The following is a 26995-nucleotide window of genomic DNA, read 5'->3' on the forward strand; positions in this document are numbered from 1 at the left end:
GACACTGAAATATGCCCGCGGCGGGCGCCCACGGCTTCGGCCGGCAGCCGGCGACCGCGCGGGGAAATGGAGCAAGGTTGACCGATCCCGATCGGTCCGCCGCCGCAGCCGGGACCGAGAGCCTGGAGCGGCACCGTGACGGGCAGGGCGCAGGCCCGGCCCCGACCACCGCGAATCCCGGGGGGCATCCCGGATCGAGCGGAGCGGAGCGGCGGACGCACCCCGCAGGCAATCCCACTTCGCGCCGGTCGCGAGGGCCGCTCTACGCGGCGCTCGACCTCGGCACCAACAATTGCCGCCTGCTGATCGCCCGCCCGCACGAGAACAGCTTTCGCGTGCTCGACGGCTTCACCCGCATCGTCCGCCTCGGCGAAGGGCTCTCCGTCACCGGCCGTCTGTCCGATGCCGCGATGGAGCGCACCATGGAGGCGCTCCGCCTCTGCCGCAACAAGCTGCGCGAGCACGAGCCCACCCGCATGCGCCTCATCGCCACCGAGGCCTGCCGTTCTGCCTCGAACGGCCCCGAGTTCATCGCCCGCGTCGAGCGCGAGCTGGGCCTGGTGCTCGAGATCGTCGACCGCCAGACCGAAGCCTCGCTCGCCGTCACCGGCTGCGCCGACCTGATCGAGGAAGAATCCGCTGGCGCCCTAATGTTCGATATCGGCGGTGGCTCGTCCGAGCTCGCCTGGCTCGATTTCCGCGGCGGCCGGCCGCGCCGGCAGGGCCGCATGTCCTCCTCCATCCGCTCCTGGCAGTCGCTGCCGGTCGGGGTCGTCTCGATCGCCGAGAAGTTCGGCGGCATTAACGTGACGGCGGAAACCTTCGAGGACATGGTCGATTTCGTCGCCGGCCAGCTCCGCCAGTTCCGCGGCCGCGAGAAGCTGCGCCAGATGATCGCCGAGCACCCAGTGCACCTGATCGGCACCTCGGGCACCGTCACCACGCTCGCCGGCCTCCATCTCGGGCTCGAACGCTACGAGCGCCAGAAGGTCGATGGCCTCTGGATGACCCGCGCCGATGTCGACGCCACCATGACGGCGCTGCTCGGCATGAGCTTCGACCGTCGCGTCGCCCACCCCTGCATCGGCAAGGACCGCGCCGACCTGGTGCTGCCCGGCTGCGCCATCTTCGAGGCGATCCGCCGCGAATGGCCGACCGAGCGCCTCCGCGTCGCCGACCGCGGCCTGCGCGAAGGCATTCTCATCTCGCTGATCGACGCCGACCGGTCCGATCGTGCCAATAACCGCAGGAGCCGCTGATGGTCAAAACCGGAGGCCCCGGCCGGCGCACCGAACTCAAGGTGCGCGTCAAGACATCGAAGGGCCGGAAGATCGGCTCCACCTTGTGGCTGCAGCGCCAGCTCAACGATCCCTATGTCGCCAAGGCCCGCGCCGAGGGCTACCGCTCGCGCGCCGCCTACAAGATCCAGGAGCTCGATGAGCGCTATAAGCTATTCCACAAGGGCCAGCGCATCGTCGACCTCGGCGCCGCCCCCGGCGGCTGGTCGCAGGTGGCGGCGCCCATCGTCGGCTCGACCCAGGAAAAGCCACTGATCGTCGGCATCGACTATCTCGAGATGGCCCCCATCGACGGCGTGATTCTCCTGCAAAAGGATTTCAACGACGAGGATGCCCCCGCTGCGCTGATGGCGGCGCTGGGCGGCCACAAGGTCGATATCGTCATGTCCGACATGGCAGCCCCGACCACCGGTCACCGTGCCACCGACCACATCCGCATCATCGCGCTGGTCGAACTCGCCGCCGATTTCGCGGTGCGCGTGCTGGCGCCCGGCGGGACCTTCATCGCCAAGGTGTTCCAGGGCGGCACCGAGCATGAACTGCTCGCCATCCTGAAGCGGCACTTCACCACCACCATCCACGCCAAGCCCAAAGCCAGCCGCGCCGACTCCGCCGAGACCTACCTGCTTGCCCGCGGCTTCAAGGGCAACGCGCCGGACTGATCACTCCGCCGGTGCACCGCTCTCGGCCCGGTGGCTGTGCATGTTCGCGGTCCTGGGCACGCGCAGGAAGATCAGCGCGGAGATCAGCGTCAGCGTCGCCATCACCCAGAAGGCAACGTGGAAGTCGTTGAGATCAGGCGCACCACCGTGCAGCAGGTGTACGCCCTCGAAGATGCCGCCGCCGACCGCAACGCCGAAGGCGAGCGACAACTGCACGCTCACCTGGCTCAGCACATTGGCCTGCCCGGCATCCTTGTCGGCGACATCGGCGAAGATGAACGCATTGGTCGTCGTCCAGAACAGCGACTGGAAGAAGCCGGTGATCACCAGCAGCGCGAGCATCAGCGGGGTCGGCGTGTCGGGCGTGTAGAGCCCCATTGCCAGCACGCCGCCGGCGGTGATCGTACAGGCAATCACCAGCGCCTTGCGGAAGCCCAGCCGCGCGATGAAGCGCTCCGCCAGGAACTTCATGGTGAACGCCCCGACGGCCGAGGCAAAGGTCACCATGCCGCTCTCGAACGGGTTAAGGCCAAACGCGAGCTGCAGCATCAGCGGGAACAGGAACGGCATCGCCCCGGTGCCCAGCCGGAAGATCGTGCCGCCGATCATGGTCAGCCGGAACAGCGGCTGGCGGAAGATCCTGAGGTCGAGCAGCGGATACTCGGCGCGGCGGAAATGGAACCAGTAGGCGACCGCCGCCACAACGCCGAGGAACAGCGAGCCATAACCAAAGCTCGCGGGCAGCGCCGGAAGCGTCAGCACCGAGATACCGAATACGAGGCCGGCGAAGCACAACCCGGCGAGCAGGAAGCCGGTGAAATCCATCTTCCGCGGCTCGTTCCGGTGCCAATCGGGCAGGTGCTTGTTGACGAGAATGATGCCGAGGATGCCGATCGGCACGTTGATCAGGAAGATCCAGTGCCAGCTCGCGAAGGTGGTGATGAAGCCACCGATCGGCGGCCCGACAATAGGGCCGACGAGCCCGGGAATTGAAAGCCAGGCCATGGCGTCGACCAGTTGCTGTCGCGGCGTGACCCGCACCAGCACCAGCCGCGCCACCGGCGTCATCATCGCCCCACCCATGCCCTGCAGGAATCGCGATAGGACGAATGTCAGCAACGAATCCGAGATGGCGCAGCACACCGACCCAGCCATGAACACGACGATCGCCCAGGCAAAGACCCGCTTGGCGCCGAACTTGTCCGCCATCCAGCTCGAAACCGGGATGAAGATCGCCAACGCCACCATGTAGGTGGTGAGCGCCAGTTTCAGCGCGATCGGCTCGGTGCCGATGTCGTGGGCGATGGCGGCGAGCGAGGTCGCGATGACAGTCGAGTCCATGTTCTCCATGAACAGCGCCACGGCGAGGATCAGCGGGGTCAGGCGGAGCGCGGACATCGGAGATTTGGACCTGATCAGAGTGTCGCCGGGACCGGCTTGGCGATGGGTTTCGCCTTGTGTCCCGAGACGTCGCTGCCGGCGTCGGGTGGCAAGCGCATGAACGGGATGGCGCTGCAGATGGCGACCGCCGCGACGACGAACCAGGCGATGTGGAAGTCCGCGAGGCCGAGGTCGCCGCCATGCATGTTCGAGGCGATCTCGAGCGAGCCACCTGCGACCGCGACGCCCGCCGCGACGCTGAGCTGCTGGCTCACCGCGTTGATCGCGGTAGCCTGACTGGCCTGCGCTTCGTCGACATCGGCGAACACCAGGGCATTGACGCCGGTGAAGAAGAACGAGCGCGTCAGGCCGCCGAATAGCAGGGAGGCCATAAGCAGCCAGTGCGGCACGGCCGGGGTGAAGAAGCCGTTGACCGCAAGGAAGGTGCAGCCGAGCAGTGCCGTGATCATCAGGGTGCGCGGGAAGCCGAAGGCGGCGTAGAGCCGCTCGGCGCCGAACTTCGAGAGGATCGCGCCGATCGCGGCGATGAAGGTGGTGAGGCCGGATTCGAACGGCGTCAGCCCGAAGGTCAGCTGCAGCATCAGCGGCATCAGGAACGGGAAAGCGCCGATGCCGATGCGGAACAGCGAGCCGCCGATGATGGCGTTGCGGAACAGCGGCAGCCGGAACATCTTCGGGTCGAGGATCGGGAACTCGGTCTGCTTGGCGTGGCGGAGATAGAGCAGCCCGGCGATCACCCCGACGATGATCGAGCTGTAGCCGGCCACCGTCGGGATGGCCGGCAGGCTGATCACCGAGAAGCCGAACATGATGCCGGCGAAGGTGACCGCAGAAAGGATCAGCCCCGGCACATCGACCGGCCGCTCGTTGCGGCCATCGGCGGTATTGAGGAACCTGGTGACCAGCACCAGCCCGATGAGGCCGATCGGGATGTTGATCCAGAAGATCCAGTGCCAGCTGAGATAGGTGGTGAGGAAACCGCCCAGCGGCGGGCCGGTGATCGGGCCGATCAGCGCCGGGATGGTGAGCCAGGCCATAGCCGAGACCAGCTCGTTGCGCGGCGTCGCCCGCACCAGCACCAGCCGCGCCACCGGCGTCATCATCGAGCCGCCGATGCCCTGGAGGAAGCGCGACAGGACGAACGTCAGCAGCGAATCCGAGAAGGCGCAGCAGATCGAGCCGGCCATGAACACCACGATGGCGACGCGGAAGATATTCTTGGCTCCGAATCGGTCGGCCATCCAGCCCGAGAGCGGGATGAAGATGGCGAGCGCCACGAAGTAGGCGGTGAGCGCCAGCTTAAGCGAGATCGGCTCGGCGCCGATATCGGCGGCGATTGCGGGCAGCGAGGTCGCAATGACGGTCGAGTCCATGTTTTCCATGAACAGCGCGACCGCGAGGACGAGGGGGATGATGCGCAAGGGGGAGCCTCGAACGAGGCACAGTTAGGATTGAAACTATCGGCAAGAGCTTTACGGCGCGTGGGGTCGCAACGCAACACGTACCTCTGGCCTATGATAGCTGTGGTCCTAACCGATTGACCCTCCAGCCCAACACGTGGCTTATAGAACAGGGATTTTATTCGGGTTGATCCATGAAAAGCTTTTCGTCGTCGAGCTTCGCCAGCAGTCATGCCGAGGCGCTCGACCTTGCCTTTGCAGCAGTTCAGAAGAACCCGCAGGCGCTGTTCACTAACTTCCAGTGGTTCCTGTTTGCCGGCAAGGACACCATCTTCTTCACTGCCTTCTCGAAGGAGAAGTTCGACAAGGCGAAGCTGAAGGAACTGGTGGCGCAGGTCGTGGGCCTTGCTCCGCAGTTGACGCATGGCTTTGTCGGTGCGCGTCCCGGCCACCCTTTCACTGAAGCCCAGCTCGACGCGATCACCTCGGTGGAGATGGTCGACAGTTTCGACGGCTACCCGGACAAGTGGCTGAGCAAGAGCGCCGACATCTTCGATCATCCTGACCTGCCGCTGTTCCGCTTCATGGCGGCAACGCTGAAGGATGGCCCGGACGCCGAGGGGCGAATCTCGGTGATCCAGGTGCGCGCCGCGCACTGCGTGCTCGAGGGCTCGGACTCGGCGCTGCTGTCGCGCTCGCAGACGGCGGGGCACGGCATCCAGTCCAACAAGGCCAACAAGGTCGGCATCGGCGCGCGGATCAAGGGGGCTCTAGGCGCAGGCCTCGGCGTGTCGCTGCATTTGTTCTTCGGCCACATCCTGTCGCCGCCGGACAAGCCATTCGGCTTCAAGACCCTGGCGTTGCGCCGTGACCGGCTGCGTGTGCTGGCCAACCGGCTGGGGGTGCGGCAACGTTCGCTCTACTTTGCGATCGTCACTCATGCGCTGCACTCCGATACCGATCGCCGCCTCAACCAGGAGGTGATCGCCGCTGCCTATACGATGCTCGATACACGCCGCACCGAGATCGACGACGACTTCTTCCGGGTGCGCGCGTTGCAGGCGAAGTTCCCCTACAAGGCGGACTTCGTCGAGTATGTCCGTGGCGTCGACGACGTGCTGAGCCAGATCGAGGACAAGGACCTCACCTCGTTCCAGGTGCAGATGATGGCGTTGTTCGCCATGCACCGCAAAATGCAGAGCCTTTTCCCGTTCCTCTACGGCCCGCGCTTCTGGCGTTTCTCGGGCCGCATCGACACGGTGCTGACGCTGGTGCCGCCGCACCATACATTTGGCCCGGTGACCGATTGGATGATGGAGCCGATCTATTGCGGCGCCTATCACCCCGCCACCAACATCGCCACCTTCTGCCCGGGCCGCGAGTATATGACGCTGAACTTCGTGATGGAGCAGCGACACATCGATATCGTCGGCCGCATCGAACCCCTGATCGCCGCGGTGGAAGCGCTGAACCTGCCCGAGCCGGCGAAGCCCGCGAAGGGCGACGTGGATGCCTGAAGCGCCGCGCTGCGCTTGGCGCGACGCGAGCTGATGCATCCGACAGCCCTTGGGCTTCGGAGGTTTCAAAGACCCTTCCCCTCATCGAGGAAGACGAAGCGGGACCGGCGAGGCGTTTGCCCCGTAGCGGTAGTCCGCAGATGAAAGAGGCTCACGCCTCGCCGGCCGGCCGGGGTTTTGGGCCTATGCCACCAGGGCCGGGGCGCATCCCCTGCCGCATCGCGAGAAACGTGGGAAACTCGGTCGGCGGCCGGAGTGCCAGCACCGCCTTCGTTGCTCCCGCCCGGCTCATGCGTGCCAGGCTTCGCTCCCTGGGCCGCTCCGCATCGAGCAACCCTCGCGTGATAGCGGCTTGACCGGCGAACCGGTCCTTGCCGTGATGGTTTCCGCCTGAACTGCAGCGACCCGCAGCCCACCCGGTCTCCTCCGCACCAACCACTCGTCATGATCTCGCTTCGGTGCAGCGGATGAGCGGGAGAATCGCATGGGTGGGGAGTGGGGGGATAGATCGGCGCAAGATTCTCGCAACGCCTTGCCCAGCCTCACGATTGTGGCTCCGCTCACCCCCATCCATCCCCCCGTCAGAGGGGGAGGTGCCGCATCGAGTTCGTGGCACCATATGGCCCCATCGACCGGCCGTCATCCCGGCGAAAGCCGGGACCCAGTGCACCGGCTGATCCACGAGCGCAAACCTCTCCGACCCATCTGTGATGGACCGGCGCGGTTCGTGCTGCACCAACCGTCCGAGCAGTGGGTCCCGGCTTTCGCCGGGATGACGGCTGGTGGGTGGGTTAAATCGGGACATGGCAGCATCTAGATGATGGCGGTGGCTGGTCAGGAGACGATCACGTCCCAGAGGTCGTCCCACTGTGGGTTGGTTTTCTCGATCAGCTCGACCTTCCACGCCCGTCGCCACTCCTTGATCTGCTTCTCGCGGGTGATCGCGGACTCGGCATTGCCGTGTTCCTCGAACCAGCCCAGTCGCGTCACCCCGTATCGGGCGGTGAAACTGTCGGCGATGGCATGGGTCCGGTGTTGGTAGACGCGCGCAACAAGGTTCGACGTCACGCCGGTGTAGATCGTGCCGCGCTTGCCGCTCGCCATCGTGTAGACGAAGAACTGCTTGCCCACCTGCGCCCCCGAAAACATCGGATCAACGCAGGTGGACGCTGTCAATGTCGGGAGGCCCGCCTAAGCCGCCTGCCTCCCGTACTTGCTGGCGACCTCCTCCGCCAACCTCCCGCTGATCTCGGCCAGGTGGTCGAACTCCTGCTCAAAGCTCCCCACCCCCGCCGTCGCCGAGCGCAGTTCGATGATCAGGTCCTGCATCTCCGCCGCTGGAACATACGCGTGGATGTCGTCCCAGCCGTCCCAGCCATCGCGGGTGTCGGAGCCGACGATCTGGCCGCGTCGGCGCGGGAGGATGGCGTTGATGCGGGCCGTCGCTTCGCTCGGGCAATGCACCGTCACCTCCATTACCGGCTCGAGCAGCACCGGCTCGCATTGCGGCATGCCTTCGCGCATGCCGATCTGCGCCGCCTGCCGGAACGCCATGTCTGAGGAGTCGACGGTATGATACGAGCCGTCGGTCAGCGTCACGGCCACGTCGACCACCGGGAAGCCGAGCGGGCCGCCCATGTCGAAATACTCGCGGACGCCTGCTTCGACCGAGCTGATGTACTGGCGTGGCACCACGCCGCCGGTGATCTTTTCGTCGAAGCCGAGCCCGCCGCCGCGCGGCAGCGGCTTGATGGTGAGCACCACATCGCCGAACTGGCCGTGACCGCCCGACTGCTTCTTGTGCCGGCCGCGGATGTTGGCGGATTTCTTGATGGTTTCGCGATAGGCGATGCGCGGCACCGAGGTGGTGACCGGCACGCCATAGCGGTTGGTCAGCCGCTCGATTACCACCCGCAGGTGCATCTCGCCGTGTCCCTCGAGCACGGTCTCGCCGGTCTCGGGCACGTGCGTGAGCCGCAGCGACGGGTCCTCCTCGAGGATGCGCTGCAGAGCGGTGGAGAGGCGGACGTCGTCCTTGCGCTCCTTTGGCGATACGGCGATCGCCATCATCGGCACGCTCTCGGGCGGTGGCATCAGGTCGGGCACCATGCGGCCAGCCGACAGGGTATCGCCAGTGCGGGCCGCCTCGACCTTGCCAAGGGCGACGGTCTCGCCTTCCTTCGCCGCCTCCCGCTTTTGCGTCTCCTGGCCCATGACCCGGAAGATGCCCGACACCTTGCTTTCACGGCCATCGGCGGAGCGGAGCGTCGCGCCATCGGCGACACTGCCGCTGAGCACACGAGCAACGCACATCTTGCCGCTGCGGGCGGTCTGCATGGTCTTCATGATCTGGACCACCGTGCCGGTGCCATCAGCGAGGCCGAGGCGGGCGCGCGTTTCCTTAACCGTCGGCGCCTCATGGCGGATCGCCTTGAGCAGGCGGGTGATACCGTTGCCGTGCTCGGCCGAGCCGATGAACACCGGACAGATCTTGCCGGCGCGCATCTCCTCGACCAGGTCCTTGAAGATCAGGTCCTTTTCCGGCGCCACGTCCTCCAGCAACTGCTCCATCAGCACATCGTCGAAATCGGCAATCTGCTCGAGCATCGCGGTGCGAGCGGCGACCTCGTCGGCCTTCTCGCCATCGGGCAGGGCGACGATTTCGCTCTCCTTGGCCTCGTGGTAGACATGCGCCCGCTCGAGCGCGAGGTCGATGCAGCCGGTGACGACACCGCCCTTGGTCATCGGTAACTGGCGCAGCACCAGCGGCACGCGGCTCGCCGGCTGCAGCATCGTGAGGATGTCGCGCACCGGGCCCGAGAGCCGGTCGATCTTGTTGAGGAAGACGAGGTGGGGGAGCTGGCGCGCTTCGAGATCCCTGAGGATCAGCTGCAAGGCGGCGACCTTCTTGGGGTCGGCTTCGGCCACCACCACCGCCATGTCGGCGCCGGCGAGGACGGGCAGGCCTTCATACTGGAACTCGACCGAGCCGGGGCAGTCGATGAACGTGTAGCGGTCGCCCATGAACTCGGTTTCGGCGACGTTGACCTCGACGCTCATGCCGTTGGAGCGGGCCTCCGGTGCGGCATCGCCCACCATGTTGCCGTCCTTGGCGTGGCCTTGTCGGGTGATGGCCCCAGTGCGCATCAGGATCGCTTCGAGCAGCGAAGTCTTGCCGCTCGCGAACGGCCCCACCAGCGCGATGCACCGGGGCCCGGCTTGTCTGCCGTTGTCGTTTGCCATCTACTCCTCCTGGGTTCGTGATTTGTTCCTCTGGCGACGTCCTCCCCGGTGCGTGTTCCTCGCACCGTTGAGGCGCGTCCGCGAAGATACTGTAGCGCTCCAGAGAGGCTGAGCCAATCGGCGTCGGGGGGCTGTGGATCACCGAGGTTACCCCGGTGGAAGGCGGCGCGCACCAGCCCTGCAGAGAGCACCCTTCCCAAACCCCGACTCCGGTGGTAATCACCCTCGCCAACCCGCAGCCGGACGTCGAGTCGTTCCCACTGCGGGCTTCCGTTTTTCTGATGCTCAGAAGGGAAGGGCCCGACCCTTGGCGAAGATCATTACTTCCATCACTGGCGATAGCGCACTGACGTTCGACGACGTGCTGCTGCAGCCTGCGCGCTCCGACGTGCTGCCGACCGATGTCGACATCCGCACGCGGGTGACCAAGGACATCTTCCTCAACATCCCGATCCTGTCGTCCGCCATGGACACGGTGACCGAGAGCCGCATGGCGATCGCCATGGCGCAGGCCGGCGGCATGGGCGTGATCCACAAGAACCTCGACATCCTGGTGCAGGCCGAACACGTCCGCGCGGTGAAGAGCTTCGAAAGCGGCATGGTGGTGAACCCCATCACCATCGGCCCCGACGCGACGCTGGCCGACGCGCTGGCGCTGATGGAGGCCAACCACATCTCCGGCATTCCCGTGGTGGAGAATGGCGGCGCGGGCGGCCGGAAGATCGGCAAGCTGGTCGGCATCCTCACCAACCGCGACGTGCGCTTCGCCACCAACCCGCGCCAGCGCATCGCCGAACTGATGACGCACGAAAACCTTGTCACCGTCCGCGACGGGGTGAGCAAGGACGAGGCCAAGCGCCTGTTGCACGCCCATCGCATCGAAAAGCTGCTGGTGGTCGATGACGAGGGCCGCTGCGTCGGGCTGATCACGGTCAAGGACATCGAGAAGGCACAGCTCAACCCGCACGCGGTGAAGGATGCGCAGGGGCGGCTTCGCGTCGCCGCGGCGACCGGTGTCGGCGATGCAGGCTTCGAGCGCTCGCTGGCACTGATCGATGCGGGCGTCGACCTGCTGGTGATCGACACGGCGCACGGCCATTCGTCGGGCGTTCTGAAGTCGGTGGAGCGGGTGAAGCGCGAGAGCAATTCGACCCGCATCGTCGCCGGCAACGTCGCCACCGCGGAGGCCACTCGCGCGCTGATCGAAGCGGGTGCGGATTCGGTGAAGGTCGGCATCGGGCCGGGTTCGATCTGCACCACCCGCATCGTCGCGGGCGTCGGCGTGCCGCAGCTAGCGGCTGTCATGGCCTGCGCCGAGGAAGGCGACAAGCACGGCATCCCGGTGATCGCCGATGGTGGAATCAAGTTCTCAGGCGATCTGGCCAAGGCATTGGCCGGTGGTGCTTCTTGCGCGATGGTGGGTTCGCTGCTGGCCGGTACCGACGAGAGCCCGGGCGAGGTCTACCTCTACCAGGGCCGCTCCTATAAGTCGTATCGCGGCATGGGCTCGGTGGGCGCCATGGCCCGCGGTTCGGCCGACCGCTACTTCCAGCAGGAAGTGCAGGACAGCCTGAAGCTGGTGCCCGAGGGCATCGAGGGCCAGGTGCCGTATAAGGGCGCTGCCGGCAACGTGCTGCACCAGCTGGCGGGCGGCCTGCGGGCGGCGATGGGCTACACTGGTGCGCCGACGCTGCAGGATTTCCGCGAGAACTCGGTGTTCGTGAAGATCTCGGGCGCCGGGCTCAACGAGAGCCACGTGCACGACGTCTCGATCACTCGCGAGAGCCCGAACTACCGCGGCGGCAACTGATGCGGCTGCCCGGCCGGATCGCTGCCGCCATCGATGTGCTCGCCGATATCGACGCGCACAAGCGCCCGGTCGCCGAGGCGCTGAAGGCCTGGGGGCTCAACAACCGCTTTGCCGGCGCGGGCGACCGCGCCGCCATCGGCAACCTGGTCTACGACGCGCTGCGCCGGAAGAGTTCGCACGCCTGGGCTATGGGCTCGGACGTGCCGCGCGCCCTGGTGCTGAGCGTGGTGGTGCGCGAGTGGGGCGAGAACATCGAGGAGCTGAACCAGAGCTTCGGCGGTGATCGGTTCGCGCCAGCCCCGATCGATGCGGATGAGGCAGCGAAGCTCACAGCGGCAGATCCGCTGGCGGGCGCGCCGGACCATCTGCGCGGCGATGTGCCGGAATGGGTGGCGCCGCACCTCGCCGAGAGTTTTGGCGAGGACTGGGTGACCGAGGCGCATGACCTCGCCGGCCGGCCGCCGCTCGACCTGCGCGTCAACACGCTCAAGGCCAATCGCGACAAGGCGCTGCGGGCGCTGGGGCGGTTCGCGCCGGATGCGACGGTGATCATCCCCGACGGCATCCGCTTTCCGGCCGGCGAGCGCGACAGCCGCACGCCGAACGTGCAGAGCGAGGAAGGCTATATCAAGGGCTGGTTCGAGGTGCAGGACTTCGGCAGCCAGATCGTCGCGGCGCTGGCCGGCGCGCGCGGTGGCGAGCAGGTGCTCGACCTCTGCGCCGGGGCAGGGGGCAAGACCCTCGCCATGGCCGCCGCGATGCAGAACCGCGGCCAGATCTTCGCCTATGACAGCGACCGGACCCGGCTCGCCCCGATCTACGACCGCCTGAAGCGCGCCGGCGCCCGCAACGTGCAGGTCCGCGCGCCGGGCGAGGGCGTGCTCGACGATCTCGTGGGCAAGCTCGATCGCGTCGTCGTCGATGCGCCGTGTACCGGCTCGGGCACCTGGCGGCGCCAGCCGACGGCGAAATGGAAGCTGACGCCAGAGCAGGTGGCGGTGCGCGTCGAAGAGCAGCGCGCCATCCTCATCGAGGCGGCGAAGTACGTGAAGTTGGGCGGCACGCTCGTCTACATCACCTGCTCGGTGCTGCCGGCCGAGAACGCCCTGCAGGCGACGGCTTTCCTCGAGGCCAACCCGGACTTCAAGGCGATCGCCGGCAACAAGCAGTGGATGAGCCATTTCTCCGGCTCGAAGCTGCGCGCTCGGTTCTCGCCGGAGGGTGGCGTGGCGCTGACCCCGCACCTTACCGGCACCGACGGGTTCTACGTTATCGCGATGCAGCGGGGCTGAGATGGCGCGGGATGAAGACAGCGGCGTGCCATTGGTCGCCGTCGTGATCGTCGGCTCGATCGCATTCCTGCTGATCGTCGGGGCGGTGATCTGGTTCGCCATTCCGGGCATCAGCGCCAGGCACCACTTCGTCTCGCCGTCGGGTCGTATCGCGCTGGATATCGGCGAGCAGTGCGGCGAGACGGCATGCGAGCGGCGCGTCATCGCCGAAACCACGGCGCCGGATGGCAGCAAGTCGCGCCGGGGGTGCCATTTCAGCCTGACCCAGACCCACGCCGTGCTGCTCAACGCCCATCCGCTGTGGTCCGCCGACGAGCAAACCGTCGACATCGTCTATGCCGATGCCGAAGGGCAGGGCGGCAAGTTCCCGCTGGATATTGCTGCGGATTGCACGATCACGGAGTGAGGCTTCACGCCCCGCCCCCCTAGTGCAATTCCCGCGAAATCGCTTCCCCCAGCGCCAGCCGGGTGAAGCTGACCTCTAGCCCTTCGCCTGTGGGGGAGCAGGTCATCGGGCCGACTTCGACCGTCTCGCCCATGCTGAGGTAGCAGAGGCGGACCAACTGCCAGTTGCCGTCGGGCTCGCGCAGTTGCACCCGCAATGCCTCGGCATGGCGCGTCAGCCGCAGCGTTACCGACGCATCGGCTGCCCCTCCGAGCTTCAGCACCGACCAATCCGACTGGTCGTCGCGCGTCACCACCACCGAGAAGTGCATCGCCCCGTCGGTGAACTCGACGCCGCACTTGAGCCAGTTCTCGCCATCGACCAACAGCATGGCCCCGGCCTGATCGTAGAGGCGCTGGTAGTTGGCCGAGAACGTCAGCTCGAAGCTGAAATCGCCGCTGACTTCGGTGGCGCGGAAGTGTCCGTTCTCATGCTTGAAGCCGTAGAAGGTGTTGTTCCAGTAGTCGGTGTCCTTGCCGGTCCGGACCAGTAGCGTGTCGCCGCGCTCCTCGTAGAAGGGCGGCTGGTTGCGCCAGAAGCTCTTGCCGGCCTTCATCGGATCAACCTGCCGCCGGAGAAAGCGTGGGGGAGGCGGCGCCACGCCGCTCCTTGCCGCGCGCCCAGCGGATCATCGGGTTTTCCACTAGATGATAGGAGAGGTGCGCCACGGTGAAAGTGATCACCGTGATGATGGCGCAGGTGACGACGAAGCGCGTCGGGTCGCTTGCCTTGCCGTGATCGATCAGCGGATCCCAGTAGACCCGCACCAGCTCGAGCACCGGATAGTGCCAGATGTAGATGCCGAACGAGATGCGCGCCACGTAGCGAGTGACAGGGTTGTCGAGGATGCTGCCGACGAAGACGCTGGACGGGGCAGCCGAGAGGAACAGCCCGATCGCCAGCACGAACCACGGGAAGCCGTAGGGTACCCCGAGCCAGCCCCAACCGTCGGGGGTCTCGGCCGTCGTCTGCACAGCGATGAGGTAGAGCGACCAGCCGATCGCCGCGATCGCGACGGCGTCGAACAGCATGTTGCGGTACTGCGCCCAGCGCACCTGCAGCCCCGCGGCCAGGGCGCCGATGGCGAACATGGCGAAGAAGGCAAAGGGATTGAAGCGCGGCATCCAGGTCTTGGCGCCGCCGATCAGGCCGAAATCCCAGCCGCGCTGGTGCATGTCGACGCGGTAGTATCGGGTGAACAGCCAATGTGCGACCAGCGCCAGCCCGATCACCCCCACCCACAGCAACCGCGATCGCCAGCCTTTGCCCACCCAGCGGCCGGCGAGGAACAGCAGGGCGAAGCCAAGCGGCAGCAATACGTATGAGGTCACCTCGAAGCTGATCGACCAGAGCGGGCCGTTCACCTCGACCGGGAACAGCGTCACCCAGTGCCAATCGGCGACGGTGAAGATGCCGGCGAACAGCCGCAGCACCAGTTGCCCATCCAGCTTGGCGCCGAACACGGTGATCGACAGCACGAAGGTGACGAGCAATGCCAGCCAGAAGCCGGGAAGGATGCGGGCAGCGCGGCGCATCGCGTAGGTGGCGAGCGAGGGGGCGGCCGCGCCACGATCCAGCGCCTGCCAGAACGGCCGCGCCAGGAGGAACCCCGAGAGCACGAAGAACATCGCCACGCCAAACGTGCCGATCCACGCGAACACGCGAAACCACTCGACGGCGCCAAGATTGTCGTTCCAGCTCATGCGCTGCGCCAGATGGTGGAACAGCACGGTGAGGCAGGCGGCGGCGCGCACGAAATCGGCACCATTCAGGCGGTTGTCAGTCATCGGTTCCCCTCATACCGCAGCTCCGCATCTGCTGTGCGGATGACGCTGCAATCGATTACATTTGCCACTGCCAGTCCGGGCCGCGCAAGCCCCATCGGCTCCTCCAGCGGTCAGTGCGGCGTCGGCCGCCTGCATTTCGACGGTGCCGCGCTGGCGTTGACGCCAATGAGCCGCGGTGAACAGTATGCGTCGGGCTCGTGGAAAACATGAGGACAGCAGCATTTCTCCTGGCGGGCGTGACCTGCGATGACGGCGTTGCATCGCATTGCGAGGCGCTGATCGATGGACTGCGCGACAATGGGTGGCGCGTGGTCATTATTTCCGGCCCCGTGCAGTACGACGAGTCCTCGAAGTTGCGGTTCGATCGGTTGAACGAGATCGCGGCGGCCTGGATCGTCTGCGAGCGCGGCAACATGAGGGTGCCGGCTCCGGGACGCCTGCGAACCCTGTTGCGCGAGCTTAAGAAGTACGACGTCGAGGTTCTGCACGCACACGGCTTCTCGATGCTGCTGATCGCGCGAGCGTTGGGCTGGCTGGCGGAGCTCCCGGTCGTCGCGACCTTTCACCCTTCGGTCCACATAGCCCGTGGCGCGCAGGATGCTCAACGGAGCCAGTTCGCAAATCCCCGCCGCTACCGGTCGGTGCTGCGCCTGCTTCCGCCGGCCCGGTTCCTTGCCCTCTCCACTGAAATCGAGCGCTTTCTGATCGACGCCTGCGGCGTCCCTGCTGAGCGCGTTTCGAAGATCCTCGCGGGCGTCGACGTCGACCATTTTCGCCCGCCGACCCTCGAGGAACGGCAGGCTGCGCGCCGAGCCCTCAGGTGCAGCGATCAGGCGCTGGCTTGTTCCATCGTCGGACGGCTGAGCTGGAACAAGGGCCACGATCTCGTCATCGACGCGCTGCGGCAGGTCCGGCAGGCCCTAGCCGAGCGCGAGTTGCGGTGCCTGATCGTTGGCGGCGGCTACCAGGAGGAGGAGATACGCGACGTCGCCCACCAGTCGCAGGCCGACACCGAACTGTTCAGCTTCCTCGGCTTTGTCACCGACTTGCGCCAGGTCTACTGGGCCTCAGACCTGTTCCTGCTGCCAAGCCGCGTCGAGGGCTTTGCCCTCGTCGTGGCCGAGGCCATGTGCTGCGGCGCCGTGCCGATCCGTACACCCAGTGGCGGAGCGCTCGATCAGATCCGCGACGGCTGGAACGGACGGTTGGTCCCTTTCGACGACGCCGACAAGCTGGCCGAGATCATCCTGGAGCTTTCCGATGCGGGCGCGCTGCAGCAGATGTCGGTCAACGCCGCGGAGTTCGGCCGCGCCCAGTTCGACCGCAGCGTCATGGCGCGCAGATCGGCCGAAGTGTACTCAGCCGTCACGATGCGAGGCGCATCGTCAGGCAGGTGATGTCGTCGGCCTGCTCGGCCCCGGCTGCGAATGCATCGACGTCGGCGAAGAAGCGCGCGGTCAGCTCGGCAGTGGGCAAGTGGCCGTACTCGTCGAGCAGCGCTTCGAGGCGGGCGTTGCCGAACTCTTCGACATCCGGGTTCATGGCTTCCGTCACCCCGTCGGTGAACAGGACCAGCGTGTTGCCGGGACTTAGCGCAGCCCTCGCCGCACCGGCCGGCCGCGTTCTACATGGTGCGCACCGGCAAGATCGCGGTGCGGCTGGGCAATCGAACGCTCAGCGTCCTTGGGGGGAGGGCGAGATCTTCGGCGAAATGGCGCTGATCGATGCCGGGCCGAGGAGCGCCACGGTGATCGCGGAGACCGACTGCGTCGTCGTTTCGATCAGCGAGAAGCAATTCCTGTTCATGGTCGGCGAAGCGCCTTACTTCGGCCTGAGCGTGATGCGGGTGCTCGTCGAACGGCTTCGCCAAGCCACCAAGCCATGCCCGCCGCCTGACGATAGCCTTCTTACGGCCCTGCCTTTTCGGGATTGCACGAGATGACGACCATGCTGGACGAACTGCTGCGGGGCCTTTCCAACCCGGTGATATTGTTCGGCCACTTCACCTATTTCCTGCTGATCATCTCCATGCTGATGCGGCGGATGGTGGCGCTGCGTATCCTCGCGGTCGCCTCCGGCGTCGCCAAGATCGTCTATCGCGCCTTCTTCGTGTTCGACCCGGTCAGCGTGCTGTGGGAGACGATCTTCGTGCTCGTCAACATCGGGCAGCTCCTGATCATCTGGTACTACGAGTACCACCACCGCTTCGCCGAGGAAGAGCAGCACTTCGCCGAGAACATGCCCGAAGGCGTCGACCGCAGTGCCATCAAGCGGCTGCTCGATCTGTCGGACCTCGAGCGATATGAGGCCGGCGCGGTTCTCACCACCGAGGGCGAGCCGGTGCAGCGGCTGATGTACCTGGCCGAGGGCATCGTCAAGATCGAGCATGGCGACCGGGTGGTGGCCATCTGCGGGCCCGGCGACTACATCGGCGAGCTGAGCTTCCTTTCCGGCAAGCCGGCCAGCGCCACCGCCACGGTGGCGAAACCGGCGCGGATCCTGGTGTTCGACCAGACCCGGCTCAACACCGCGATCGAGGCGGATCCGCAACTGCGGCGGACGCTGGAATCGGCGCTCAACCGCAAACTCGCGGGCAAGCTGGTGCGCTCCAACGCCGTGGAGGGCGTCGGGCAGACCGCCTAGTGCGAACGTCCGATATCGACTTGCCGGGGCAAGACTTGCGGAATCCCCGGCCGCGCTTTATTTCCCGCCCATGACAGACATCGCCGCCGCCCCCGCCGAGTCCATCCTCATCATCGATTTCGGGTCCCAGGTGACCCAGCTGATCGCGCGCCGCCTGCGCGAGACCGGCGTCTACTGCGAGATCCATCCGTTCCAGAGCGCCGCCGAGGCCTTCGCCCGGCTGCAGCCCAAGGGCGTGATCTTCTCGGGCGGTCCCGCCTCGGTGACCGACGAGGGCAGCCCCCGGGCGCCGCAGGAAGTGTTCGACAGTGGCGTGCCGATCCTCGCCATCTGCTACGGCCAGCAGACGCTGGCGCTGCAGCAGGGCGGCAAGGTGGAAGGCGGCCACGCCCGCGAGTTCGGCCGGGCCGATGTCGAGATCAAGGAGCCGAGCCCGCTGTTCGACGGGCTGTGGCAGGTCGGCGGGCGCTATCCGGTGTGGATGAGCCACGGCGATCGCGTCACCGAGCTACCCGAGGGCTTTACCGTTGTCGGCACCTCCGAGAACGCCCCGTTCGCCATCGCGGTCAATGAGCGCAAGCGCTACTACACCACGATGTTCCACCCCGAGGTGGTGCACACGCCGGATGGCGGCAAACTCCTCGCCAACTTCGTGCACAACATCGTGGGCCTGAAGTCCGACTGGACCATGTCGGCCTATCGCCAGCGCGCCGTCGACAAGATCCGCGCCCAGGTCGGCAAGGGCAGGGTGATCTGCGCGCTGTCGGGCGGCGTCGATAGCTCGGTGGCGGCGATCCTGATCCACGAGGCGATCGGCGAGCAGCTCACCTGCGTGTTCGTCGACCACGGCCTGATGCGGATGAACGAGGCCGACGAAGTCGTCTCGATGTTCCGCGATCACTACAACATTCCGCTCGTGCATGTTGATGCCGCTGACAAATTCATCGGCGCGCTCGAGGGCGAGGCGGATCCCGAGACCAAGCGCAAGACCATCGGGCGCCTGTTCATCGAGGTGTTCGAGGAAGAGGCCAAGCGCATCGGTGGCGCGCAGTTCCTGGCGCAGGGCACGCTCTACCCGGACGTGATCGAGAGCGTCAGCTTCTCGGGCGGCCCCTCGGTCACCATCAAGTCGCACCACAATGTCGGTGGCCTGCCGGCGCGCATGAACATGCAACTGGTGGAGCCGCTGCGCGAGCTGTTCAAGGACGAGGTCCGGGCGCTGGGCCGCGAGCTCGGCCTGCCGGACCGCTTCGTCGGCCGCCATCCGTTCCCTGGCCCCGGCCTTGCCATCCGCCTGCCGGGCGGGGTGACGCGCGAGAAGCTCGACATCCTCCGCCGCGCCGACGCCATCTATCTCGACGAGATCAGAAAGGCCGGGCTCTACGACAAGATCTGGCAGGCCTTCGCCGTGCTGTTGCCGGTGCAGACCGTCGGCGTGATGGGCGATGGCCGCACCTACGAGTTCGTCTGCGCGCTCCGCGCCGTGACCTCGGTCGACGGCATGACCGCCGATTTCTTCCCCTATGACATGAACTTCCTCGGCCGCGCCGCCACCCGCATCATCAACGAGGTGCGTGGCATCAACCGGGTGGTCTACGACGTGACGTCGAAGCCGCCCGGCACGATCGAGTGGGAGTGAGTGGCGCGGAGTACAATAGGGTAGCCAGGGAACCGGTCAGGCAGCCATTGTAGTCAACAATGCTGGAACGGCCTTCGATTCCCGATGGACCCGGACAGCGGAACGGCAAAGCAGGGCTGCGAAGATGACGCTGGAGTGTATCAATCCGCCCGATCTGCCGACCCCGACGACCTACACTCAAGTCGTTGTCGCGAGGGGGACCAGGCTCGTATTCGTCGCTGGTCAGGAACCGGAAGACATCGACGGGAAACTTGTCGGCCCCGGTGATCTGGCGGCTCAAGCACACCAGGTGTTCGCCAATCTTGGTCGAGCCCTTGCAGCAGCGGGCGCTCTTCCCGAACACGTGGCAAAGATCACGATTTACGTCGTTGGCTACGAGCGCGATCGCCATCTGGCGATCATCGAAGCAGCTCGAGTGATGCTGTTCGGCGATCACAAGCCCGCCGACGTCCTCGTCGGCGTCGCCACCCTTTCTCCCGGTTATCTCATCGAGGTTGATGCGTTCGCGGTTGTGGATGGGTAGGCCACGCCGGTGGGGGTGATCCCGGAACCTGAGGACATCGACAAGGCCGGCTTGCGGCCGGCCCCGGCATCCTCGTCCGTACATAGTTCCCGGATGGTGCGCCTCGCCTATCTCGCCGCCGGCTTCCTGCTGCTCGCGCTGGGCATCATCGGCGCTTTCCTGCCGCTGATGCCGACCACCATCTTTGTCATTCTCGCCGCCGGCTGCTTCGCGCGTTCATCGGCTCGGCTCGAGAACTGGCTGCTTCGGCACCAGCGCTTTGGCCCGATGATCGTCGCCTGGCGGACCGAGCGCGCTATTCCGCGCCGCGCCAAGGTGCTGGCTGCGATCGGCATGGTGCTCGGCTACACGGCCTTCCTCGTCGGCGCGCGGCCTGGCCTGCTGCTGAACCTGTGCGTGCTGGCGATTTTCGCCGGCTGCGCGTGGTACGTGCTGTCGAGGCCAGAGCCGTCGAACTAGCCTTTCACCCGGATACTCACATTGCCGCTGCCATGCTCCTGCACCAGGCGGTAGAGCTGGCGGGCATTCTCGGTGGAGAGCCGCACGCAGCCGTGCGAGGCGACGCGGCCGAGGCGCTTGACCTCGCTGGTGCCGTGGATGGCATAACCGCCGTGAAAGAAGATCGAGTAGGGCATCGGGGCCCAGTCGTATTTCTTGGAGTGGTATTTCTTGTACATCCGCTGCACGCCATACCTCCCCTTGGGCGTGGCATAGCCCTTGCGGCCGGTGGAAACGTCGAAACTGTAGGTCGGCTCGCCCCCCACCAAGACGCGCATATGCTGATCAGAGATATCGATGACTATGGAAACGTCGGCGGCGGCGACTGGCGTTGCAACGACGAGGCAGGCAACAAGAAGTAAAACATGACGCAACATCTTGATATACTCTGCATTGGCGCTGACGAAAGCTTGGCTTATGCCGGTTGCAGAGCTGTTAAGATCGCATCTCGCATGTGCGCCCTCACGCGCTCGTGACCCGCTGGGAGCAAGGTGCGCAGGGCGTTTGCATTCGCGCGGTCGCCTCACTATGGTGCGGCCGAATTCGACCCCCGTTCCGCTTGAGCTACATGTCCAACGAAAACATCATCCGTGAGATCGACGAGGAACTGCGCAGCGATCGCATGCGCAGCCTGTGGCGCAATTTCGGCCCCTACGTCATCGGCGCAGCCGTGGCCATCGTGCTCATCGTTGCGGTCAACGAGGGCTGGAGCTGGTGGCAGAACTCGAACTCGTCGAAGTCCTCGGATCAGTTCTACGCAGCGCTGACGCTCGCCGACGGCACCGATGCCGCCGCTGCGAAGAAGGCGCTCGACGACGTGATCGCCGCGGGCCATGGCGGCTATCCGACGCTGGCGCGCTTCCGCGAGGCCGCGTTGCTCGCACAGGGCGGCAAGACCGCCGAGGCGGTTGCTGCCTATGATGCGCTGTCGACCAGCGAATCCAACGCCCACGTCCGCGAGCTGGCGCTCGTTCTCGCCGCCAACCTGCTCGTCGACGGCGGCGATGTCGCCCAGGTCGAGCAGCGCGTCGGCGGTCTCGTCAGCGGCACCAGCCCGATGCGCAATGCCGCGCGCGAGGCGATCGGCCTCGTCAAGTACAAGGCCGGCGATCTCGCCGGGGCCCGCCAGAGCTTCGAGGATGCGGTTAGCGATCCGCAGGCCAGCCAGGAACTGCGCGGCCGCCTGAACATCTATCTGGCCCAGCTGGTCGCCGAGGGCGTTGCCGCTCCGGTCGCCGATGCGGCCGCTGCCGAAACGCCTGTCGTGGTCGATCCCGCCGCTGCCGCCCCCGCCGAAACGTCGGTCGGCGATGGCCCGGCGCTCGACACCGCCCCGGCCCCGGAAACCGCGCCTGCCATGGAAGCCGCCCCGGCAATGGAAGCGGCACCCGCCATGGCTCCGGCTACCGAACCCGCGCCGGCCGCGGACGCACCTGCCGCTCCCGCGAACTAAGTTCGCGTCGGCCTACTTGTACTGGGGTCTCGCTTGACCGTTACCGTCGCCATTGTCGGCCGTCCCAATGTCGGCAAGTCGACGCTGTTCAATCGGCTGGTCGGTCGCAAGATCGCACTCGTGGATGACACGCCGGGCGTGACCCGCGATCGCCGCGAAGCCGAGGGTCGCATCGCCGACCTGCGCTTCAAAGTGCTCGACACCGCCGGCTATGAGGACAAGACCGACGGCTCGCTTGAAGACCGGATGCGCCAGCAGACCGAGATCGCCATCCGCGATGCCGACGTGATCCTCTTCATGATCGACGCGCGGGCAGGGGTGACCCCACTCGACGAGCGTTTTGCACAAGTGCTGCGCCGAGCCAGCAAGGACGTCCACCTGATCGCCAACAAGGCCGAGGGTAAGGCCGCAGATCCCGGCCTGCTCGAAGCCTACAACCTCGGCTTCGGCGAGGCCGTGGCGCTGTCGGCCGAACACGGCCTCGGCCTTTCGGACCTCCACGCGATCGTCTCGAAGGCTGTCGATGCAGCCGCCGAGAAGGCCGCCGGCGTCGCCGCGCTGTCCGAAGACCTGATGCCGGAGGTCGATGTCGACCTGCCGCCCGACGACGGCTCGACCGAAGAGGGGCCGGCCAAGCGTTGGGACCCCAAGCGATTCCTCAACGTCGCCATTATCGGCCGCCCGAACGCCGGCAAATCCACGCTGATCAACCGCATGGTCGGCGAAGAGCGGCTGCTGACCGGCCCCGAGGCCGGCATCACCCGCGATTCGATCCTCGTGCCGTGGGAATACAATGGGCGCACCATCAACCTGGTCGATACCGCCGGCATGCGCCGCAAGGCGCGCATCGAACAGAAGCTCGAAAAGCTGGCGGTGGGCGATTCCCTCCGCTCGATCCAGTATGCCGAAGTGGTGGTGCTGCTGCTCGATGCGCAGATCCCGTTCGAAAAGCAGGACCTGACTCTCGCTGATCTGGTGGAGCGCGAAGGCCGCGCCTTGGTGATCGCGGTCAACAAGTGGGACTTGATCGAGGACAAGAACAAGGCGCTGAGCGAGTTGCGCGAGCAGCTCGAGCGCTACCTGCCGCAGCTGAAGGGCATCCCGCTGGTCACCATTTCGGGCCTGCAGGGCCGCAACATCGACAAGCTGATGTCGGCGATCTTCGCCATCGAAGCCAAGTGGAACAGCCACGTTTCGACCGCGCGGCTCAACCGCTGGCTCGCCGGCATGACCGAGAGCCACCCGCCTCCGGCCGTCTCCGGCCGCCGCCTGAAGCTGCGCTACATGACGCAGGCCAAGATCCGGCCGCCAAGCTTCATCCTGTTCGCGAGCCGTCCCGAGGCGCTGCCCAACGCCTACCAGCGGTATCTCGTGAACGGCATGCGCGACGCCTTCGACATGCCGGGGACGCCGATCCGGCTGTGGGTGCGCGGCGGGAAGAACCCGTTCGACAAGAGCGATAAGTAGCGGCCCGGAGTGTCGGTCCCAGCCACACCTTCCAACGGGCGTCTGTATCAGTTGCCGCCCTGCATTGCGCGCCCCGCCAACCACCCGCTATAACTGCCGCCTCCAAAGCGACCCGATGCTGAGTGCGGGGCCGCAACTTTGAAACGACATTGTTCCTCGAAATCCTGATTGTCGCCGTCCTGACGCTGGTCAACGGCCTGCTTGCAATGAGCGAACTGGCGGTGGTTTCGTCCCGCCCGGCGCGCCTCAAAGTCCTCGCCGCCGAAGGCAAGGGCGGCGCCAAAGTGGCGCTGAAGCTGCAGGAAGACCCCGGCAAGTTCCTCTCCTCGGTGCAGATCGGCATTACGCTGGTCGGCGTGCTGTCGGGCGCCTTCTCCGGCGCAACGCTGGGCGAGCGGCTGGGTGACACGCTGATCGGCGCGGGTATCAACCCCTCGATCGCTGCGCCGCTCGGCGTCGGCATCGTGGTCATCATCATCACCTACCTGTCGCTTATTATCGGCGAGCTGGTGCCCAAGCAGATCGCGCTGCGCGATGCCGAGGGCGTTGCGGCGCGTGTTGCGCCGGCCATGGCCTTCATCGCCTCTGTCGCCGCCCCGCTGGTCTGGCTGCTCGATATTTCCGGCCGGCTGGTGCTGAGCCTGATCGGCCAGAGCGGCGAGACTGACGAGCGCGTCACCGACGAAGAGGTGAAGACCCTTATCGCCGAGGCAGAGCATGCGGGCGTGCTGGAGACCGAAGAGCGCCACATGATTTCGGGCGTCATGCGCCTTGCCGATCGTTCGGCCCGTGGGCTGATGACGCCGCGCCTCGATGTCGAACTGATCGACCTCAGCGAGACGCAGGAGGAGATGATCGAGAAGCTCCGCGCGACCCGGCACTCGGTGTTGCCGGTGCAGGACGGGGCGGTGGACTCGATCGTCGGCGTGATCGTCCGCAAGGACCTGGTCGAGAATGTGCTCTCCGCCACGCCGCTCGATGTGCGAACGCTGGTGAAGCAGGCGCCCGTGGTGATGGATCGCTCGAGCGCCCTCGACGTGCTGAAGGCGCTGCGCGGATCACTGGTGCATATGGCGCTGGTGTTCGACGAGTACGGCCATTTCGAAGGCATCGTGACCCCGGGCGACATCCTCGAGGCGATCACCGGCGCGTTCCAGGAAGAGGAAGGCGATGAGAAGGCCTATGTCACCCGCGAGGACGGATCTTTCCTCGTTTCGGGCTGGATGCAGGTCGACGAGTTCCAGGCGCACCTGGGTGTGCCGGTTCCCAAGGACGCCAAGTTCGAGACGGTGGCGGGGTTCGTGCTCGCCGAGCTCAATCACCTGCCGGATGTCGGTGAAACCTTCGAGCGCGGCCACTGGCGCTTCGAGGTGCTGGACCTCGATGGCCGCCGCATCGACAAGGTGCTGGTGACGCGGCTGCCCTAAAGCGCCGTCAGTTCCGACTTTTCCCAGTCGAACAGCATGCGGTTCTCGGTGAAGCCGGGCTCGATCATGTCGATCAGCTTGGGCGCCAGCGCCGCGGGGCGCGGCAGCGTGTCGGGGTCTTCGCCCGGCATCGCCTGGGCCCGCATCGCAGTGCGCACGGCGCCGGGATAGAACACATTGACCCGCACCGGCGTGGTGCCGCCGATCTCGGCGGCGTAGCTCTTGGCCAGCGCTTCGACCGCCGCCTTGCTCGCGGCATAGGGGCCCCAGAAGGCCCGCGCCGAGCGCGCCGACGAGGCTGAGACGAATACCGCCCGGCCGGCTTCGGACTGCCGCAGCAGCAGGTCGAGCGAGCGGATCAGCCGGTAGTTGGAGGTGACGTTGAGCGCCATCAGCTTGTCGAACGCCTTGGGCTCGACATGGGCGACGGGCCGCAACTCGCCCAGCATTGCGGCATTGGCGACGAGCCCATCGAGATGCCCCCAGCGCTCGAAGATGGCGTGGCCGAGCCGGTCGATGCCGTCGCCGTCGCTGAGGTCGAACGGCACCAGCGTGGTCGAGCTGCCGGCCTTCTGGATCTCGTCATCGAGTTCTTCGAGCCCACCCACCGTGCGCGCCACCGCGATCACGTGCGCGCCGCGCCGTCCCGCCTCGAGCGCCGCATGATAGCCGATACCGCGCGACGCGCCGGTGACGAGGACGATCTTGCCGGCGAGGGAGTTGGTGGTCATGCGTGCGGGTTCCGTTGGCTTCGGCGCGGTTCTAAACACAGGGGCGTCGTGGCGAAAGTAGAATTTCCGGCGGCGGTGCGGTGGATGGTCCCGTCAAGCCGGTGCGGCAAGAGCCCCCCACCCCTGTCCCCTCCCAGCAAGGGGGAGGGAGACCAAAACACCGATGTCAGTGTAGGCGTCTCCCTCCCCCTTGCGGGGAGGGGACAGGGGTGGGGGATCCTTAGGACTGGATCAGCAAACGAGACACATGGGCTTTGTAGAAGGCCTCAGCTCGCTTCCTTCATCAGCGACAGCGTCTTGGGGTCGTTCTTGCTGCGGCCGTTGAGGTCGGTGAGCATGGTCGGATAGTCGCCGGTGAAGTGGTGGTCGGTGAACTGCGGGCTGAGCGGATTGCGCTTCACCCCGCCGACCGCGTCGTAGAGCCCATCGATCGAGAGGAACGCCAGCGAGTCCGCGCCGATGAACCGGCACATCGACTCGAGGTCAGGATGCTGGTTGGCGAGCAGGTTTTCCGGGTCCGGCGTGTCGATGCCGTAATAGTCGGAGTGAAAGATCATCGGGCTGGCGACGCGGATGTGCACTTCCTTGGCGCCGGCTTCGCGGATCATCTGCACGATCTTCACCGAGGTGGTGCCGCGCACGATCGAATCGTCGATCAGCACGACGCGCTTGCCCTCGATCTCGGCGCGGTTGGCCGAGTGCTTGAGCTTGACGCCGAAGGCGCGGATCGACTGCGTCGGCTCGATGAAGGTGCGGCCCACATAGTGGTTGCGGATGATGCCGAGCTCGAACGGGATGCCGCTCGCCTGCGCAAAGCCGATCGCCGCCGGCGTACCGCCATCGGGCACCGGCACCACCACGTCGGCCTCGACCGGCGCCTCCTTGGCGAGGTTGATGCCCATGCGCTTGCGCGCGGAATAGACCGGGCGGCCGGCGACGATGGAATCGGGGCGGGCGAAGTAGACGTATTCGAACAGGCAGATCCGCTCGGGCTTGGGCGCGAACGGCTTCACCGAGTCGATGGTGATGCGGCCATCCGGCTGGATTTCGCAGATCACCACCTCGCCGTTCTCGACATCGCGCACGAACTTGGCGCCGATGATATCGAGCGCGCAGGTCTCGGACGCAAAGATCGGCTTGCCGTCGAGATCGCCGAGGACCAGCGGGCGGATGCCGTTGGCGTCGCGAGCGCCGATCAGCTTGGTGCGGGTCATGGCGACCAGCGAGAAGGCGCCTTCGAGGTGCATCAGCGCATCGACGAAGCGGTCGGACGAGGCAGCTTTCTTGGAGCGGGCAATGAGGTGGAGCACCACCTCGGTGTCCGAGGTCGACTGGCAGATAGCGCCCTGCGCGATCAGCTGGCGGCGCAGCGTCAGGCCGTTGGTGAAGTTGCCGTTATGGGCGATGGCGATGCCGCCGACTTCCAGTTCGGCGAATAGCGGCTGCACGTTGCGGAGGATCGTTTCGCCGGTGGTCGAGTAGCGCACATGACCCATGGCAAGGTGGCCGGGGAGGCGGCCGACGGTCGCGGGATCGGTGAAGTGATCGCCGACGAGGCCCAGTTGGCGTTCGGAGTGGAACTGCTTGCCGTCGAAGCTGACGATACCAGCTGCTTCCTGGCCGCGATGCTGCAGGGCATGGAGTCCGAGCGCGGTAAGCGTGGCGGCTTCCGGATGGCCGAGGATGCCGAACACGCCGCACTCCTCGCGTAGCGTATCATGGTCCCATTCCGCGATCGGCTTGGCGTTTTGGGTCAAGT

At 66.1% G+C, this 26995-nt stretch carries 25 protein-coding genes; 15 read left to right on the plus strand and 10 right to left on the minus strand.

The features are described from left to right. The first annotated feature begins 77 nt into the window (after positions 1–77). Entirely contained in the window at positions 78–1259 is a 1182-nt protein-coding gene (locus tag AC1DYL_RS13980; protein WP_477159037.1) for a Ppx/GppA phosphatase family protein, read from the plus strand. Further along, the gene (locus AC1DYL_RS13985) at positions 1259–1960 is read left to right on the plus strand and encodes an RlmE family RNA methyltransferase (RefSeq protein ID WP_477173612.1); all 702 of its coding nucleotides are present in this window, start codon (positions 1259–1261) and stop codon (positions 1958–1960) included. Before AC1DYL_RS13980 ends, AC1DYL_RS13985 begins: the two co-directional genes overlap by 1 nt. Here AC1DYL_RS13985 and AC1DYL_RS13990 read toward each other — a convergent pair whose 3' ends face one another. Continuing rightward, entirely contained in the window at positions 1961–3358 is a 1398-nt protein-coding gene (locus AC1DYL_RS13990; RefSeq protein WP_477173613.1) for an MFS transporter, read from the minus strand. It abuts the gene before it with no gap. 17 nt (positions 3359–3375) lie between these two features. Further along, complete coding sequence (locus AC1DYL_RS13995; RefSeq protein WP_477173747.1) at positions 3376–4743, minus strand: MFS transporter; 1368 nt, start codon at positions 4741–4743, stop codon at positions 3376–3378. Between the two features lie 212 nt (positions 4744–4955). Here AC1DYL_RS13995 and AC1DYL_RS14000 point away from each other — a divergent pair, with 212 nt between their 5' ends. Then, positions 4956–6278, plus strand: a complete 1323-nt coding sequence (locus tag AC1DYL_RS14000) for a hypothetical protein (protein ID WP_477173614.1) — start codon at positions 4956–4958, stop codon at positions 6276–6278. A gap of 834 nt (positions 6279–7112) precedes the next feature. On the opposite strand, the gene AC1DYL_RS14005 is transcribed toward AC1DYL_RS14000, so the two are convergent. After that, entirely contained in the window at positions 7113–7454 is a 342-nt protein-coding gene (locus AC1DYL_RS14005) for a GIY-YIG nuclease family protein (RefSeq protein ID WP_477173615.1), read from the minus strand. A gap of 15 nt (positions 7455–7469) precedes the next feature. Beyond that, complete coding sequence (locus tag AC1DYL_RS14010; protein ID WP_477173616.1) at positions 7470–9521, minus strand: elongation factor G; 2052 nt, start codon at positions 9519–9521, stop codon at positions 7470–7472. 307 nt (positions 9522–9828) lie between these two features. Between AC1DYL_RS14010 and guaB the strand changes: the two genes are divergently transcribed. The 3 genes from guaB to AC1DYL_RS14025 are packed head-to-tail and all read left to right on the plus strand — an operon-like array spanning position 9829 to position 13029. Beyond that, entirely contained in the window at positions 9829–11331 is a 1503-nt protein-coding gene (gene guaB, locus AC1DYL_RS14015; RefSeq protein WP_477151372.1) for an IMP dehydrogenase, read from the plus strand. Then, positions 11331–12623: an RsmB/NOP family class I SAM-dependent RNA methyltransferase gene (locus AC1DYL_RS14020; RefSeq protein ID WP_477173617.1), complete on the plus strand. Its 1293-nt coding sequence runs from the start codon at positions 11331–11333 to the stop codon at positions 12621–12623. The genes guaB and AC1DYL_RS14020 overlap by 1 nt, the downstream gene beginning before the upstream one ends. A 1-nt stretch (position 12624) precedes the next feature. Beyond that, positions 12625–13029: a hypothetical protein gene (locus AC1DYL_RS14025; protein WP_477173618.1), complete on the plus strand. Its 405-nt coding sequence runs from the start codon at positions 12625–12627 to the stop codon at positions 13027–13029. Between the two features lie 19 nt (positions 13030–13048). Here the strand turns inward: AC1DYL_RS14025 and AC1DYL_RS14030 are convergent, their stop codons facing one another. Both AC1DYL_RS14030 and AC1DYL_RS14035 read right to left on the minus strand, forming a co-directional pair. Continuing rightward, entirely contained in the window at positions 13049–13624 is a 576-nt protein-coding gene (locus AC1DYL_RS14030) for a DUF1349 domain-containing protein (protein WP_477173619.1), read from the minus strand. Positions 13625–13628: 4 nt separating this feature from the next. Continuing rightward, positions 13629–14855, minus strand: a complete 1227-nt coding sequence (locus AC1DYL_RS14035; RefSeq protein ID WP_477173620.1) for an acyltransferase family protein — start codon at positions 14853–14855, stop codon at positions 13629–13631. A 206-nt stretch (positions 14856–15061) separates the two neighbouring features. Here AC1DYL_RS14035 and AC1DYL_RS14040 point away from each other — a divergent pair, with 206 nt between their 5' ends. Then, a complete protein-coding gene (locus AC1DYL_RS14040) occupies positions 15062–16252 on the plus strand; it encodes a glycosyltransferase family 4 protein (protein ID WP_477173621.1) in 1191 nt (396 codons plus the stop codon). On the opposite strand, the gene AC1DYL_RS14045 is transcribed toward AC1DYL_RS14040, so the two are convergent. Further along, on the minus strand, positions 16221–16409 hold the full coding sequence (locus AC1DYL_RS14045) for a SpoIIE family protein phosphatase (RefSeq protein ID WP_477173622.1): 189 nt from the start codon (positions 16407–16409) through the stop codon (positions 16221–16223). The genes AC1DYL_RS14040 and AC1DYL_RS14045 overlap by 32 nt on opposite strands. Here AC1DYL_RS14045 and AC1DYL_RS14050 point away from each other — a divergent pair. From AC1DYL_RS14050 to AC1DYL_RS14070, 5 genes are all read left to right on the plus strand, one after another. Continuing rightward, positions 16396–16797 carry a Crp/Fnr family transcriptional regulator gene (locus AC1DYL_RS14050; protein WP_477173623.1) on the plus strand — a complete coding sequence of 134 codons (402 nt, stop codon included), beginning with the start codon at positions 16396–16398 and terminating at the stop codon, positions 16795–16797. The genes AC1DYL_RS14045 and AC1DYL_RS14050 overlap by 14 nt on opposite strands. Beyond that, positions 16794–17498, plus strand: coding sequence for a Crp/Fnr family transcriptional regulator (locus AC1DYL_RS14055; protein ID WP_477173624.1), 705 nt, complete (start codon positions 16794–16796; stop codon positions 17496–17498). Before AC1DYL_RS14050 ends, AC1DYL_RS14055 begins: the two co-directional genes overlap by 4 nt. A 70-nt stretch (positions 17499–17568) precedes the next feature. Further along, positions 17569–19137 carry a glutamine-hydrolyzing GMP synthase gene (guaA, locus tag AC1DYL_RS14060; RefSeq protein WP_477173625.1) on the plus strand — a complete coding sequence of 523 codons (1569 nt, stop codon included), beginning with the start codon at positions 17569–17571 and terminating at the stop codon, positions 19135–19137. A gap of 124 nt (positions 19138–19261) precedes the next feature. After that, positions 19262–19660 carry a RidA family protein gene (locus tag AC1DYL_RS14065; protein WP_477173626.1) on the plus strand — a complete coding sequence of 133 codons (399 nt, stop codon included), beginning with the start codon at positions 19262–19264 and terminating at the stop codon, positions 19658–19660. 93 nt (positions 19661–19753) lie between these two features. Next, on the plus strand, positions 19754–20119 hold the full coding sequence (locus AC1DYL_RS14070) for a YbaN family protein (RefSeq protein WP_477173748.1): 366 nt from the start codon (positions 19754–19756) through the stop codon (positions 20117–20119). Here the strand turns inward: AC1DYL_RS14070 and AC1DYL_RS14075 are convergent. Continuing rightward, positions 20116–20535, minus strand: a complete 420-nt coding sequence (locus AC1DYL_RS14075) for a L,D-transpeptidase (protein WP_477173627.1) — start codon at positions 20533–20535, stop codon at positions 20116–20118. The genes AC1DYL_RS14070 and AC1DYL_RS14075 overlap by 4 nt on opposite strands. Before the next feature lie 191 nt (positions 20536–20726). Between AC1DYL_RS14075 and AC1DYL_RS14080 the strand changes: the two genes are divergently transcribed. The 3 genes from AC1DYL_RS14080 to AC1DYL_RS14090 all read left to right on the plus strand — a co-directional run bounded on the left by AC1DYL_RS14080 (position 20727) and on the right by AC1DYL_RS14090 (position 24505). Next, positions 20727–21611 (plus strand): tetratricopeptide repeat protein, encoded by an 885-nt coding sequence (locus AC1DYL_RS14080; protein ID WP_477151359.1) that lies wholly within the window; start codon positions 20727–20729, stop codon positions 21609–21611. Positions 21612–21644: 33 nt separating this feature from the next. Then, positions 21645–23078: a ribosome biogenesis GTPase Der gene (der, locus tag AC1DYL_RS14085; RefSeq protein WP_477173628.1), complete on the plus strand. Its 1434-nt coding sequence runs from the start codon at positions 21645–21647 to the stop codon at positions 23076–23078. A gap of 164 nt (positions 23079–23242) precedes the next feature. Further along, positions 23243–24505 (plus strand): hemolysin family protein, encoded by a 1263-nt coding sequence (locus tag AC1DYL_RS14090; protein ID WP_477173749.1) that lies wholly within the window; start codon positions 23243–23245, stop codon positions 24503–24505. Here the strand turns inward: AC1DYL_RS14090 and AC1DYL_RS14095 are convergent. Further along, complete coding sequence (locus AC1DYL_RS14095) at positions 24502–25236, minus strand: SDR family NAD(P)-dependent oxidoreductase (RefSeq protein WP_477151356.1); 735 nt, start codon at positions 25234–25236, stop codon at positions 24502–24504. The genes AC1DYL_RS14090 and AC1DYL_RS14095 overlap by 4 nt on opposite strands. A gap of 266 nt (positions 25237–25502) precedes the next feature. Next, positions 25503–26993, minus strand: a complete 1491-nt coding sequence (gene purF / locus AC1DYL_RS14100) for an amidophosphoribosyltransferase (RefSeq protein ID WP_477151355.1) — start codon at positions 26991–26993, stop codon at positions 25503–25505. Between the last annotated feature and the right edge of the window lie 2 nt (positions 26994–26995).

The sequence above is a fragment of the Devosia sp. P1_H9 genome (genome assembly GCF_056405135.1).